Here is a 13,986-nt window from a genome sequence, read left to right on the forward strand (position 1 = left end):
GAGAGGTGCATGTAAAACAATTGAGAATTCATCTTGGAGCTGTGTACCGAAAGGATTATTCTAAGTAGGCTACGCCGGTAAGCACCCGTAATCATGTGCGAGAGTATCGTCAAATGACCGTACTTCTTAAGGTAAGTAATGTGAATTGCTTATAAATTAAAGGTGGTAACACGAGTTGAATCGTCCTTTTGGTTAATCCAAAAGGGCGTTTTTTTTTATTCCTTTTTTGAGCAAGTATTTGAAAATCTAAACGTATGAGGAGTAAGCATTATGAAAGATAATCATCAAGATTCACAACTAAAGCGGGAATTAAGTACTCGTCACATGCAATTAATTGCACTAGGCGGGTCCATTGGGGTCGGTTTATTTTATGGCTCTAGTTCAACCATTCAAATGGCGGGACCATCTATTTTACTAGCTTATTTAATTGGCGGGCTAGTTATTTTCACCATTATGCGTGCATTAGGCGAAATGGCAGTAGCAGAACCTGTATCAGGCTCATTCAGTATGTACGCGAATAAATATTTAGGGCGCTTTGCTGGGTTCTTATCGGGTTGGACATATTGGTTCATGTGGATTGTCGTGGGCATGGCAGAATTAACAGTAGTCGGTGTATATATTAACTACTGGTTTCCAGATATTCCACAATGGGTAACTGCCCTTGTCGTACTTGTGATGATGACGCTTGTAAACTTAGCAAATGTAAAAGCATATGGAGAATTCGAATTCTGGTTTGCGATGATTAAAGTTGTGGCAATTATCGGGATGATCGTTCTAGGATTAGCCATTATTTTCTTCGGTGTCGGCAACCACGGTGAAGCAATTGGCTTTGATAATCTATGGGCACATGGTGGCTTCATGCCAAACGGCTTCCATGGTATTTTAATGTCACTCGTATTAGTTATGTTCTCATTCGGTGGGGTTGAATTAGTGGGTATTTCTGCAGGAGAAGCAAAAAATCCCAGCAAGTCTATTCCATCAGCGATTAACAACATCGTTTGGCGTATTTTAATTTTCTACATTGGGGCATTAGGCGTTATGATGGTTATTTATCCTTGGAACGAAGTTGGCTCAGAAGGTAGCCCGTTCGTTCAAATTTTCGATTACGTTGGTATCCCTGCTGCGGCTCACATTATTAACTTTGTAGTTATTACAGCTGCAATGTCTGCCTTTAATAGTGGCTTATACGGTTCAGGACGTATGCTACACAACTTATCGGTACAAAAAAATGGTCCGGAATATTTTAAAACAGTAAGCAAAAACGGTAGCCCGAGTCGAGGGATATTATTTTCGTCAGCTGTGTTATTAATCGCGGTTGTCTTAAACTATGTAGTACCTGAAAAAGTGTTCATCTATATTTCTGCTGTTGCGACGGTTGCAGTCATTACAAGCTGGATGATTATTTTATTAGCACAATTGAAATTTAGGAAGTCAAAAACGAAAGAGGAAGTAGCTAATCTGAAATTCAAAATTCCGCTTTATCCACTTTCTACGTATGTTGCTATTGTATTTTTATTAATGGTGATTGTGTTAATGGCGTTTATTCCAGATATGCGTGTTGCCCTATATGTCGCACCTGTTTGGTTTTTCATCTTATTTATTGGCTACAAAGTAATACATGTTAAAAAGTAGTTACAATTCATTTAACTAATACTTCTACAGCGCAGATAGTTTGTTAAGAAATCCTTTTGGTATACTCGATTCGTTACACTTATCGCCTTCCTTTATGAATAGGTTCATAATAAAATTGATCTGTATTTAGACAAAAAAAGGAGGGGCATGATGGAAGTAGTATATTTGGCAGGTGGATGTTTATGGGGCGTACAAGCTTTTATAAAAACGCTACCAGGAGTTACGTTTACAGAAGCAGGTAGAGCTAATGGGACTAGTCGTACGCTTGAGAGTGATTATGACGGGTACGCTGAATGTGTAAAAACAGGGTTTGATCCAACAGTTGTAACCATTCGAGATTTAATGGGCTATTTATTCGAAATCATTGATCCTTACAGTTTGAATAAACAAGGACAGGATGTTGGCGAGAAATATAGAACGGGCGTATATAGTGAAAATCCTGAGCATTTAAAAGAGGCGAAGGCATTTCTTAGAGAGAGAAGTGATTACGAGCTTATAATGGTTGAAGTGCTGCCCCTTACAAACTATGTCAGAAGTGCAGAGGAACATCAAGATAGATTAACCAGATGTCCAAATGATTATTGTCATATTCCCGCAGAAATTTTAAATAAATATAAATAACGGAATTTACGAGACCTTTCTATGTTATTAGTGCGTCATTTGGATGATCAGGTTATGTATTTGCTAAAACGCAGAAAATTAGAAGGAAATGATAAGTAGCGTAAAAGGGCTAGTGCGTATGTAGCTAAACCCGTTCTGTAGGCTTTTTCCAAACTGAATCATTCAAGTAAATAAGAGAGACAGCTATTTGTAAACATTATTTCTATTAATGATAGTTAGAATTAGGAAAATAGTGAATTGGTATATAATGTTTGAACAATATATTATCAAATCAGTACATCACTAAAATAATAGTGGTGTACTTTTTTTCTGTTATATGCAGAATTTTTTCCATATTGTAGAAAAGTTTTGCCAAACTTCGCTTTGGTAGCTTTTTAGAGGAATAAAAGTCTGTTTTATCGAAATACTTTAGTAGTTAAAAGTGAATAGGAGGGAATTATGAAAAAAATAATGATGATTCTGTGCATTCTGTTTATTTTAACAGCTTGTAACAATGAAAGTATTAACGAAAAACATAGATTATATTTAGAAGAGTTAGGTTGGTCAATTGAATCCTTTGACACAAAGGAAACACGCGAAATATCTAAGGATTCTTTAGCGTTTAATGACTCTTATCAGTTTTCTTTTCTTGAGAAATATGTAGGCAAAGAGTTAGATGTAACTACTTATGAATTAAATGAGAAAGATATTGAAGGCGATAATATTCAAGCTATCTTATACGAGTATAATGGGGAAATCATAGGCTCTGTTGGAAAAACAAAGAATGCGACACCAGGTATAGTAAATCTTGAAGATAAGGACATAATAACCAATGAATAAACCCTATTTATTGCTCTAGAAATGAATGTATAAATAATTCACTAATAATTTTAATAACGTTCCCAATGAAAGTTTGGATAGGATACACACTTAAGAGGGTTTAGTTATTCCATTAAGGGCGCTTTTCTGAAATAAGGAAAGCGTCTTGATATGTCAACAGATTTATATGCAAAAGAAACCTTACAAAATTTGGCTCAATTAAAGGATCTTGCGCTGGAACAATTAAAAGCTTTTACGTTGGCACTGACGAATAGACTGAACAACAGCACACCGACAAGCATTCCTCCAATTACTAGCTTGAGCAGTGAATGAAGCAAGCGCTGCTTCGACTTTGAAACCGTATGGGTAAGAGTGAGATTCTCCTCCTTTGATTAAATCATTCTTTCCAAAGATGCCCATTATATCTCGGATTTTGCTCTGTGCTACGTACCTATCATTTTAATAAAAAGAGTGTAAGGAGGTCTGAGGCGAACGTTGGTTCATATAATTTCCATTTAGTTAGCGATACCTTCTAAAGCTCCCCCTTCCCCAAAATCGTAGCAGCAAGAATAAGGCAATGCATCCTAAAAAAAATAGTATGCTGCCGAGCGATTGCATGGTTCTTGATTCTATACCGATGTACAACAGAAAGTTTTCGAACGGAACGTTAAGAAAGCTATTGACGCAAGAAAAATTAAATATGCCAATAACGTCATTACAGGAAACGCGCCTTTGCATCTTTTTTGTATAATGAGCGCATTCCAGAGGAGGGATGTTATTTCCAAGATAAAAGCGCTAATCGCAACACCTGCATAACCGAATCCCGGTATTGCCGTTAAATGATAAGCGGCGATGGCAGAACAAATAAGGCCTACTAGTAAACCTAAACTGTACCCTATAAGATAGACACTTTGAAAAAAGTCTATCCTATAGGGTATTTTTGTTTATAATGAGAAAAAAGATGTTGGGGTAGAGTGAAATGACCAAAAGATATTTTACGAAAATGGAACAAGAACAACTAAAATGTAATCCAAATGTGCAAGCAGTTAGCGAGAAAGCGATCACATATACTGACGAATTTAAACGTCATTTTATTGCGGAAAATGAAAAAGGTAAATTCCCAAGAGAAATTTTTGAAAATGCAGGTTTAGATGTTGAATTAATCGGTATAAAACGAATCGAATCTTCAGGCAAACGCTGGCGAGCTTCTTATCGTAAAGCAGGTGTCGGAGGTTTACAAGATACACGTAAAACAAATTCAGGTAGACCTTCCGAACGCGAATTGACATTAGAAGAAAAATTGAAGCGTTTAGAGGCGAAAAATCGGTTACTTGAAGCAGAGAATGAATTGTTAAAAAAGCTCGATCTACTCGAAAGGCAGATGTTGAAGAAGAAATAAAAATCGCTACGACACTAAAATTTGAACTCATCCATCACACGATGAAAAAGTATAAATTAAAGCGTTTAGTCAGCTATTTATGTGATGTGATGGGTATATCTCGGTCTGGCTATTACAATTATTTTTTAGAAAAATCAGCTCAGAAGCGTGTGGAGCAAGAACAAGCAGATGAAGTGGTAAAGGAAATCATTTTAAAAGCGTATCATTTCAGAGGGCGAAAAAAAGGAGCACGTCAAATTAAAATGACGTTAGAAAATCAATATGGAATTACGTACAATCTGAAACGTATTCGCCGCGTGATGAAAAAATATCAGATTATCTGCCCGATTCGAAAAGCGAATCCAACTCGACGTATGGCAAAAGCAACGAAAGAACATCGTACGTGCCCAAATGAATTACAACGCAACTTTAAACAGGGTATGGCCGGAAAAGTGTTACTGACAGATATCACCTATTTAACGTATGGAAGCAGTAAACGCGCTTATTTATCAACGATTAAAGACGCTGAAACGAATGAAATTTTAGCGTATGAAGTGTCGTCTTCATTAAGTATAGATATTGCCCTCAATACGCTTCATCAATTGAAGAAACACCGCCATTTAACGGAAGATGCCTTTATTCATTCGGATCAAGGATTCCATTATACCAATCCACAATTCCAAAAACTTGTGAAGAAAATGGGGTTAGGACAATCCATGTCTCGCCGTGGAAACTGTTGGGACAATGCGCCACAAGAATCATTTTTTGGACATTTTAAAGATGAAACAACTATCGAGAAATGTGAAACATTAGAAGAAGTCAAACGAGAAATTAAGAGTTATATGATGTATTACAACCATTATCGAGGGCAATGGCATTTGAAAAAGCTGCCGCCTGCAAAATACAGACAGCAGCTTCAACAAGTTACCTAGCTTTTTTTAAAATGTCCTTTACAAAGGGTACAGTTTAACCGACTAGGGGAGCCTTTTTTTGATCAGCCGCCCAAAGGATCGTTGTCGTTAGCTCCCGCATGCCGGCAATAAGAGGAGCAAAAGACATGTAGCGTATTGCTTCGGTTGCCTCTTGACTACCCACAATTAGCATAGATAAATATCCTCTATTCCACAATCGGGCGCGATTGTGGAATAAAATCATTTTGTGCAATGTTACCAAACAAGGATTTAATAGCTTATTTCACATAAATGATAGACTATTTAAAAATTTCCATTAATATGTTATTTTTAAATGAAATTAAATCTAATTTGAGGTGTATTTATATGTTATTAAAGCCAAATAAACTCCAGCAAGGAGATTATATCGCCACAATTAGTCCTTCTTGGGGAGGTGCTGGAGAACCAGAATTAAAATGGCGTTATGAACAAGGCGTAAAAAGACTTGAAGAGGTTTTTGGACTGAAAGTTATAGCAATGCCAAATAGCTTGAAAGGTGCAGATTATTTAGACAAAAATCCAAAAGCACGTGCAGAGGACTTAATGATGGCTTTTAAGGACCCCAAGATTAAAGCTATTATTGCAAATATTGGTGGAGATGATAGTGTTCGTTTACTCCCTTACATTGATTTTGAGGTGATAACTAAAAATCCTAAAATTTTAATGGGTTACTCAGATGTAACGATTGCTCATTTATTTTGTTTGAAGGCGGGTATATCTTCATTTTATGGACCAGCAATTTTAACCGATTTTGCAGAAAACGTTGAAATGCACTCATATACCGTTCAATCTATTCAGAAAACGCTATTTTCTAATGAAGTAATAGGTGAAATTGTTCCTTCTGTAGAATGGACAAGTGAGCATTTAGATTGGATAGAATCAAATAAAAATCAAAAACGCACAATGCAACCTAATAAAGGATACGAATTGCTGCAAGGTAAAGGTATAGTACAGGGACGTTTAATAGGAGGGTGCATTGAAGTATTAGAGTTTGCTAAAGGAACCGTGCTATGGCCTGAAGAAAAATACTGGGAAAATTACATTCTTTTCTTTGAAACATCTGAAGATCAACCGGAGCCTAACCTACTTAGATATTGGTTGAGAAACTACGGTGTACAAGGTATTTTACAAAAAGCAAACGGAATTATATTTGGTAAACCACAAGATGAAAAGTATTGCGAAGAATATAAAGAAGAGATTTTAAAAGTGTTGAAAGAATTTAACTTGGAGGATACACCAGTTCTATACAATATGAACTTTGGACATACCGAACCAAAATTCATTCTACCTCTTGGTGCATTAGCAGAAATTAATTGTAATACAAGCTCTTTTACTATTTTAGAAAACGCTGTACTGTAAGATGTTAACGGCTTTTTGGGACGAATAAGGATATTCAATAATCGGACGCGATAGTGGAGCAACACAGGTAGAAAATAATCAAACGTTTTCATAATAACCTAACTTAAAACTGCTAAAGAAGAATCCCTTTTGATCAAACTTTTTTCACAAGGGATTCTTCTTGCTCTTACACATAACTCTTGGTATAGACACTGAACAAAGCTATGAAGCAAGAGGGTTTAAGCCTTAATTCTCAAAAAGCAAGACATTGGTATGTGACAAATCGAATGAGATTGATTAAGGAAACATCACAATCTGAGGGTCAACTTGCTCAGAAAATGGCTGAGCTTGTTGTATATATGAACATTTTTTTACTGTGGAAGAGGAAAAAAGAATCAAGTCGATACTGTCAAAATTCCTTCTTTTGTTATGAAGAAATACAAGAGGGCAAAGATATAGCTGACTTGTTTGAGGCGCTGGAGAACATTAAATGATAGAAACAAGAAGTTGCTAAGTCAGTAAATGTGGCACCAACTTCAAAAGAGCGTGAATTGATGAAAAATTCAAGTGTCCCTTTTCAATACCTTTGAGGAAATATGATAAAATGAACAAAAGCATAAGGTTTGGAGGGATGATATTGGCAGAAAAAAGGTTAAAAGTTTGTGAAAAAGGACATACATTTTACAAAAGCACAGATTGTCCAAGCTGCCCTACCTGTGATCAGGAAAATAAACCAAGTAGTGGCTTCCTTTCCAAACTGAGTTCACCTGCAAGAAATGCATTAGTGCACGCCGGTATTGATACGTTGGAAAAACTAGCTATGTACACGGAAAAGGACATCTTAAAAATGCATGGTATTGGACCAGCCTCCTTACCGATTCTGAGATCATCATTGAAAGAAGAAGGCTTGTCATTTAAATAAGTGAGGGGGAAGACAACAATGTCAACGAAAGAATTATCACAAGAGCAAACCGAGGAACTAATTAATACTTTGCAAGTTCGCTTCGAGAAAAATACATCTCGTCATGAAGGGCTTGACTGGGCAAATGTCCAAGTTAGGCTAGAGGCTAATAAGGAGAAACTATGGTCGCTCCACGAAATGGAAGCAACAGGCGGTGAACCAGATGTAGTTGGCTATGATGCAAACACGGACGAGTTCATTTTCTACGATTGTTCTGCGGAAAGTCCTAAAGGTCGCAGAAGTTTATGTTATGACCGTGAAGCGTGGGAAGCTAGAAAAAACCACAAGCCTGAAAATACGGCTATGGACGTTGCCAAGGAAATGGGCATAGAGCTGTTAACAGAGGAGCGATATCGCCAACTACAGGAGCTTGGCAAGTTCGATTTAAAAACATCAAGCTGGGTACAAACACCTGATAACATTCGCAAACTCGGCGGTGCTATCTTCTGCGATCGTCGCTATGACATGGTCTTTATGTACCACAATGGGGCAGAATCCTACTACGCGGCAAGAGGCTTCCGTGGATCGTTAAGAGTTTAAAAAATAAAGGCATATGTCCGATCTGAACTGCTCCCTGTCAAGTAGACAGTGGAAATAATAAAAAATGTATTAAGCGGCTTGAGCCCTGAATTCTAAAGGACTCAAGCCGTTTAATCGTTTCTGATAACGATAGTAATTATAAAAATGAATATAATCATCAATCGCTAGTTTTAACTCTTCATATGAATCGAACTTATGCAAATAATACTTCTCACACTTCAATGTGCCCCAAAATGATTCAATTGGTCCGTTATCAATACATCGACCAACACGGGACATACTTTGTGTCATATTGGCTGTTTCCACAATTCGTTTAAATCCCTTCGATGTATATTGAAAACCTCGATCACTATGTATTAATGGCTGCTCGCCTGATTGTAATGATTGAATAGCTGATTTTATTGTTTTGAAAACAAGGGAATTATTATTCGAATGACCGAACACATAACTTACAATTGAACCATCATATAAATCGATAATTGCACTTAAATAAGCTTTTTTCCCGTTTCCATACTTAAACTCTGTGACATCTGTACACCATTTTTCATTTGGCTTTTCCGAGGTAAATGCCCGATTTAATACGTTCTCCGCCACATGATGTGCTGGGGATTTACGATAAGGCTTTCTCTTTCGCCTAATAACGGACTTCAATCCACTCACCTGCATTAAACGATAAATACGCTTTTCGTTAACCGTCGCTTGATTATTTTCTTTTCGTTGACGATTGATTGTCAACGTCATACGACGATAGCCGTAAATGCCATCTACTTGGTGGTAAAGGAGATCAATATCCTTTGAAATGGCTTCATTTTCAACTTCTCTGTTAGATGGCTTGCGACTTAGCCACTTATAGTAAGCAGCGCGCGAAACACCCGCGATTTCACATAATAAAAGAATCGCAAGTTTCTCCTCTTGGTGTAATTCTTGAATTGCTAAATAGCGTTGTTGTAAGCGAATTTGGCTTAGTGACTCCTCCTTTCGATTTCCTCTAACTTTTTTAAAAATAGATTTTCAGCACGTAAGCGCTCATTTTCACGCTCGATTCGTTTGATTTCTAACCTTAATTTTTCTTCGGCTGTTAATTCAACTTCATTTTTTGTTCGACCGCGATGATCACGTAATCCCTCTTCACCAGTCGCTTCAAATTTCTTCACCCAATGGTATACCTGTTGATACGAAACATCATAGGCTTGTGCTGCTAATTGATAATTTTTCTGGCTCTTTAAACAGTAGTTGACAATTTGAATACGTTCCTCAAACGTTGTCTTTCTTCCTTTAGTCATAGTTTGGCTCATTCCTTTACCCGAATCTTTTATTTCACTATGACTAGTATACTTTTTCACCCAGCTTTTTAAAACAGAGATACTGCTAATCTTATATTGAGCGAGAATCTCCAGTAAAGTTAACCTTTCTTTAAGATAATCTTCTACCGCTTCTAGTTTTAATTCTTTGGAATACTTCGTCCAAGAGGTTGCTTCGATAAGTCCCTCTACTCCGTGTACTTCATATTTAATCTTCCAAATTTGAATAGTTTGCTTAGTTACTAAGAATTTTTCACATAATTCGTTGATAGAATAATAGCCTTCATTTAATAAATGAAGAACGTTTAATTTCACTTCAATTGTATGCTTACTTCGAGCCATGAAAAAACTCCCCTTAGATAAACAGATTTTATTTTTTAATCTGTCTACCTAATGGGGAGCATATCAATCTGCGGATGAGCATATGCCTTTTTCTATGGAAATGTAGTTATGCCAATGTCTTTCTAGGTAGCTATAACCTTGAGTTAGTGTATGATAAACTAAAAGTGGAGGTGGAAAGCTATGTTAAATTGTTTAAAAATTATTTTTTCCATCACAGGCATATCTCTCGCAGTTTACGGACTAATCACAAGAGATTTCCAATTGAATTACCTCATGATATTGTTCTTAGGCTTCTTCATGTTCACGCTAGGTATTCAAGAATTTCAAAAACAGCAAACAGTTTATGGTTGGTTTCTAATGGGGGTATCTATATTTTCAATCTATGTGTCCGTTCAAAGCTTTGTCTTGATTTAAAGGAAGTGGAGTCTGTTAATTGTTGTCAATCAGTTTAATGAAAGCTGGAAGCGCTTCTTTGTTCAAAGAATACATATCATTTAGATAAAATCGCCCTCTATTTGAGCTTGTGTAATAAATCACTTCCAACTAATAGAATGGACCTTCATCTGTAAGGGATTCAGTTAAAATTTGCATGGCATTTTTTATTCTGTCAATGTCCTCAGCATGTTCAATTGTTCGTCACTTTACCTCACGATATGCACCTTGTCCCATCACAATTATTTTTTGGATTTCATCAGGAAATGCAAATGTTTTTTCCTCCGTTTCATTACACGCTACAAGCAATAACAAAATGAATAATAAGAATATCTTCTTCTTCTTCTTCATTATTTTCCTAGATATTTTATAGATTTGATGGGGAGACCCGCTCATCGCTTATACCAGATATTTATATGTTATAATTTACATAAATTACATAAAATGAGGTGATATGATGGAGAATGAAAAAATAGTTTGCAAGGCTTGTGGTCGAGATAAATTTACGATTGGACAGGTGGGTGGTACTACAAGCCAAGGCAATATACGACCTATTGGAGCGATTATGGCAGTAGGGTCACCACTCCAAATGACTTTTTGTAAAAACTGCGGGGAAGTTGCTTCATTTAAAGTGGTAAAACCACAGAATTTTAAATAATCGTTGAAAGGGTCACTGTTATGAAGTGATCCTTTTTATATAATGGACGTTTAAAAGGGGATAAGGATTTAAAAGCACACATATGTTCGAATTTGGTTAATTGAATACCATGATATGAAACCTGTCTTACGAGACAAAACACCCTCTAATAGGTTAAAGGGTGTTTAAAAACTAGATAGAATTTCGATAAGCTCTCAAAGTTGAATGTAAGTTTGAATTCGAACTTGCGATAGATTTTTTATAGTTGTACGTACCTAATGGGCTTAAATGATTCGAGCTAGATCCTAATAACCCTTGCTTTACAGCACTTTTTAACGTTTCAATTTGTTTGCTAGATAGTTTAGAAGTTTTACTTTCTTCAAGAATTTTATTTACATTATTTATTTTTTCTTGATCCTCTTTCGATGTAGCTTTAACTTCCTTGCTCATTTGTCGCGTCAACCCATAATACTTAGACGAGGACTTTCGTGACATTAAATATTGCATAGTAGAGAAATTGGTCGTCATCATGATAAATTATCACCTTCCTAATTACATTTTTAGTTCCATAGTTGTTATCGTACTGAACTTGAAAATATTTAGTATATTTACTTTTATTAGTAATTGATTGTCAGGTTTAATCAGATTAGATGATGGCACCAGTAAGCATTGAAAAAACGTGGAGAAATACTATCAAGAACACAGTATTAAGTCAGTTGGATATAAACTATCATAACTACCACTGCCGAAGAAGCATATATTGAATATGAAAATTTGCAATAACAATATATATTGAACGGATGGTTTGAATTACAGAAGGAAAAAAAGTAATAGGTAAAGAATATTTATTGTGGAAGACCCTATTAAAACTAGATGAGTTTGTTGATAGGAGGGATACAATTTAACAAGTAATTTGTGATGTGAAATAGAGCTCTAAGTAAAGTGAGAAGTCGCTGTACAAGCAAAGAATAATTCAATGCTATTAATAATTAAACAATTAACAGTACTATTAACGTTTGTTAATAGAAACTACATTAAATCGGCTATATAGTTTGAATTTCACTAAAAATGTTGCTTTTATTATATAAAATAATAAAAAATGCGCCAAATAATGACGGTATAAGTGGCGTGATTTGGCGTACTTTCTAAATAATTAATTTAACACCGCCAAAAAATGGCGTTATAGGCGTCAGATAGTGGCGTAAACATAATGTTGAATTACTATTTTGAGAAATGGTAGGATGAGTTTAACTCGAGGATTACTAAATTGCTATAGCAACTAGATTAACTATAAGGAAAAGGAGATTTATACAATGAAAAAAACAATTTCATACTTGCTAATAAGTTGTTTATTTTTTGCATTTAATCTAACTCCGGCTTTTGCTAGTAGTAATGAAGATCACACAATTGAAAACATTGTTTTTCAAGAAAGTTCTAGTGTTAATGAAAGGGTAATTAATACCTTAGATGAAAATGGAATAGAATATACTATAGAAAAAAATATAATTATCCTCAAAAATCCTTCTCCTGAATTGGTGGAAGAAGCAAACGGTTTAGTAGAAAAAAGCTTTTTAAATGAAGTAAACTCACAAGAAATTACCATTAATCAAATTTCTCCATTTGCTACTACGTATCCAACAAATTAGGTACATAATCCGCTTTACGACAAATATGGTAGTACTACAATTGAAAAAGCTGGTAAAGTAAATGTCGCTGCAGCAGTATCGTATTATTTAATTAACGTTACAAGTATCTACAATAAATTTGTAAGATCTGTAGTAGCAGCGGTTGGAACTTTCTTCTTTGTAAATGGTGGGACAACGGATAAAGTATACTATACTTCAACACATGCTTGGAGAGAGTTAGGCCCTGGTTCATTTAGTCCAACTAATGGGCAATTCTTAGGTGACTATGAAATAATGAGATATGAAAACATAACAAATGCTGCAGGGGATATTGTCGATAGAAATACACGTTATGCGAAATCGACTGTTATTGAACCGATTTTTTAATAATATTAATAAGGCATAAAAATTAAGTGTTTACTTACTAGTTTTAGAGTTTGGATAAAGGAGGAACAGATGTATAGAGCTTTATTAAGATATATCGCTGCTATTTTTGTTTTGTTAATAAGTTCTTACTTTATTTTTGATGAATCATTTATGAAGGCACTTAAATTTACAATTCTTATGGGTATAATTTTCGTAGTATTTGAATTTCTTGATAAAAACAGAGATAAAAAGAATGACTAAACATGTATCATTTCCAAAGCTCAGGTACTCAAATAATGTTGAGCCGGGGCTTTTTTATGTTTTTATTTACTGCTTATCTTACTTTTTATGTAAAATTAAAAAATCTCTTAGTGACCAAATGAAGAAAAGTAATGGTAAAACAGTGATGGATAAAAACCCGAATGAAACCATAGGGAATTCTCCACTATCAGTTGCCATAACACCGATAAAAAGTCCTAATGGACTAGTCGCACAAAAAATCAAAAAATTGGTCACGCATGTAAATTTGTAATACTTTAAGGTGGATTCTTTAGGTTCTTTTTTTCTAAAAGAGAAGTAAAAGATAATTTGATAAAGATAAAAAATGGGTATACATACTAATCCAAACGATGCGAACGTCATTTAACTCACCTCAATTTTAATTCTTGAAATTTCCCCTTAGAAGGATTGGTCAGGGAAATATTGTCCTCATCGTATTTTGGCAGAAGATCGTTGGAATAGCTTCTTGAAACACATAGAGGAAGCTATGGAATCAAATGAATCAGAACAACAAATTGTAGAGGATGATGATACTATGAAATTCACTAGCACAACCGCAAAAGCTGCAGTACGTGATTACATTCAACAATCAGTCGACAAAAAACTGTTCGATAAATCTTGGTTGGAGAAATTCGATAATGGCACTATGACAAGTGGTGATTTTGAAGGTTTAAAAATCATCATTGCACAACGTAGTGTTTAACAACTAAGGTCCATTAACAATTAAGTTAACGGACCTTTTTTTATTTTGATTATCAGAAAGTCAATATACTGTCAACAGATATT

General features: G+C 35.3%; 14 protein-coding genes and 1 other annotated feature (1 of these 15 only partly in view). Of the genes, 12 read left to right on the forward strand and 2 right to left on the reverse strand.

Going from position 1 to position 13,986, the window contains the following annotated elements; translation table 11 throughout:
• Nucleotides 1-191 (forward strand) — a binding site (T-box leader); it begins 61 nt to the left of the window's first position.
• 79 nt (nt 192-270) lie between these two features.
• The 8 genes from MKZ14_RS09945 (at nt 271) to MKZ14_RS09980 (ending at nt 8,218) form a co-directional block, all read left to right on the forward strand.
• Nucleotides 271-1,632, forward strand: a complete 1,362-nt coding sequence (locus MKZ14_RS09945) for an amino acid permease (protein ID WP_333006943.1) — start codon at nt 271-273, stop codon at nt 1,630-1,632.
• A 150-nt stretch (nt 1,633-1,782) separates the two neighbouring features.
• Complete coding sequence (locus MKZ14_RS09950; RefSeq protein WP_333006942.1) at nt 1,783-2,253, forward strand: peptide-methionine (S)-S-oxide reductase; 471 nt, start codon at nt 1,783-1,785, stop codon at nt 2,251-2,253.
• A gap of 438 nt (nt 2,254-2,691) precedes the next feature.
• A complete protein-coding gene (locus MKZ14_RS09955; protein ID WP_333006941.1) occupies nt 2,692-3,072 on the forward strand; it encodes a DUF4830 domain-containing protein in 381 nt (126 codons plus the stop codon).
• A gap of 150 nt (nt 3,073-3,222) precedes the next feature.
• Nucleotides 3,223-3,384, forward strand: coding sequence for a hypothetical protein (locus MKZ14_RS09960; RefSeq protein WP_283734504.1), 162 nt, complete (start codon nt 3,223-3,225; stop codon nt 3,382-3,384).
• Nucleotides 3,385-4,030: 646 nt separating this feature from the next.
• Nucleotides 4,031-5,361 (forward strand): IS3 family transposase gene (locus tag MKZ14_RS09965; RefSeq protein WP_339280167.1). Its coding sequence is split into 2 segments (ribosomal slippage): nt 4,031-4,412 and nt 4,412-5,361, totalling 1,332 coding nucleotides; the frame shifts between segments, so codons are not numbered across the junction.
• 345 nt (nt 5,362-5,706) lie between these two features.
• On the forward strand, nt 5,707-6,738 hold the full coding sequence (locus tag MKZ14_RS09970) for a S66 peptidase family protein (protein ID WP_333006995.1): 1,032 nt from the start codon (nt 5,707-5,709) through the stop codon (nt 6,736-6,738).
• A gap of 613 nt (nt 6,739-7,351) precedes the next feature.
• Nucleotides 7,352-7,639: an RNA polymerase alpha subunit C-terminal domain-containing protein gene (locus tag MKZ14_RS09975; protein ID WP_026023489.1), complete on the forward strand. Its 288-nt coding sequence runs from the start codon at nt 7,352-7,354 to the stop codon at nt 7,637-7,639.
• 18 nt (nt 7,640-7,657) lie between these two features.
• Nucleotides 7,658-8,218 (forward strand): DUF4256 domain-containing protein, encoded by a 561-nt coding sequence (locus MKZ14_RS09980; RefSeq protein ID WP_258861003.1) that lies wholly within the window; start codon nt 7,658-7,660, stop codon nt 8,216-8,218.
• A 69-nt stretch (nt 8,219-8,287) separates the two neighbouring features.
• On the opposite strand, the gene MKZ14_RS09985 is transcribed toward MKZ14_RS09980, so the two are convergent.
• Nucleotides 8,288-9,861, reverse strand: a protein-coding gene (locus tag MKZ14_RS09985) for an IS3 family transposase (protein ID WP_128568306.1) whose coding sequence is annotated in 2 segments (ribosomal slippage) — nt 8,288-9,219 and nt 9,219-9,861 — 1,575 coding nt in all. Because the reading frame shifts where the segments join, the coding sequence is not laid out codon by codon here.
• A 273-nt stretch (nt 9,862-10,134) separates the two neighbouring features.
• Between MKZ14_RS09985 and MKZ14_RS09990 the strand changes: the two genes are divergently transcribed.
• Nucleotides 10,135-10,275, forward strand: a complete 141-nt coding sequence (locus MKZ14_RS09990) for a DUF3953 domain-containing protein (protein WP_274517284.1) — start codon at nt 10,135-10,137, stop codon at nt 10,273-10,275.
• Nucleotides 10,276-10,750: 475 nt separating this feature from the next.
• Entirely contained in the window at nt 10,751-10,951 is a 201-nt protein-coding gene (locus MKZ14_RS09995; RefSeq protein ID WP_036080822.1) for a hypothetical protein, read from the forward strand.
• 171 nt (nt 10,952-11,122) lie between these two features.
• On the opposite strand, the gene MKZ14_RS10000 is transcribed toward MKZ14_RS09995, so the two are convergent.
• Nucleotides 11,123-11,380 (reverse strand): hypothetical protein, encoded by a 258-nt coding sequence (locus MKZ14_RS10000; protein WP_333006682.1) that lies wholly within the window; start codon nt 11,378-11,380, stop codon nt 11,123-11,125.
• A gap of 863 nt (nt 11,381-12,243) precedes the next feature.
• Here MKZ14_RS10000 and MKZ14_RS10005 point away from each other — a divergent pair.
• Entirely contained in the window at nt 12,244-12,576 is a 333-nt protein-coding gene (locus MKZ14_RS10005; RefSeq protein ID WP_333006681.1) for a hypothetical protein, read from the forward strand.
• Nucleotides 12,577-13,687: 1,111 nt separating this feature from the next.
• Entirely contained in the window at nt 13,688-13,903 is a 216-nt protein-coding gene (locus MKZ14_RS10010) for a hypothetical protein (protein WP_258861006.1), read from the forward strand.
• Nucleotides 13,904-13,986 lie beyond the last annotated feature (83 nt).

The sequence above is a fragment of the Lysinibacillus sp. FSL P2-0066 genome (assembly GCF_037969495.1).
Classification (GTDB): Bacteria; Bacillota; Bacilli; order Bacillales_A; family Planococcaceae; genus Lysinibacillus; species Lysinibacillus boronitolerans.

Coding starts and splice junctions, on each gene's coding strand:
- MKZ14_RS09945 (WP_333006943.1), top strand. CDS start 271: ATGAAAGATAATCATCAAGATTCACAACTAAAGCGGGAATTAAGTACT.
- MKZ14_RS09950 (WP_333006942.1), top strand. CDS start 1,783: ATGGAAGTAGTATATTTGGCAGGTGGATGTTTATGGGGCGTACAAGCT.
- MKZ14_RS09955 (WP_333006941.1), top strand. CDS start 2,692: ATGAAAAAAATAATGATGATTCTGTGCATTCTGTTTATTTTAACAGCT.
- MKZ14_RS09960 (WP_283734504.1), top strand. CDS start 3,223: ATGTCAACAGATTTATATGCAAAAGAAACCTTACAAAATTTGGCTCAA.
- MKZ14_RS09970 (WP_333006995.1), top strand. CDS start 5,707: ATGTTATTAAAGCCAAATAAACTCCAGCAAGGAGATTATATCGCCACA.
- MKZ14_RS09980 (WP_258861003.1), top strand. CDS start 7,658: ATGTCAACGAAAGAATTATCACAAGAGCAAACCGAGGAACTAATTAAT.
- MKZ14_RS09990 (WP_274517284.1), top strand. CDS start 10,135: ATGATATTGTTCTTAGGCTTCTTCATGTTCACGCTAGGTATTCAAGAA.
- MKZ14_RS09995 (WP_036080822.1), top strand. CDS start 10,751: ATGGAGAATGAAAAAATAGTTTGCAAGGCTTGTGGTCGAGATAAATTT.
- MKZ14_RS10000 (WP_333006682.1), bottom strand. CDS start 11,380: ATGAGCAAGGAAGTTAAAGCTACATCGAAAGAGGATCAAGAAAAAATA.
- MKZ14_RS10005 (WP_333006681.1), top strand. CDS start 12,244: ATGAAAAAAACAATTTCATACTTGCTAATAAGTTGTTTATTTTTTGCA.
- MKZ14_RS10010 (WP_258861006.1), top strand. CDS start 13,688: ATGGAATCAAATGAATCAGAACAACAAATTGTAGAGGATGATGATACT.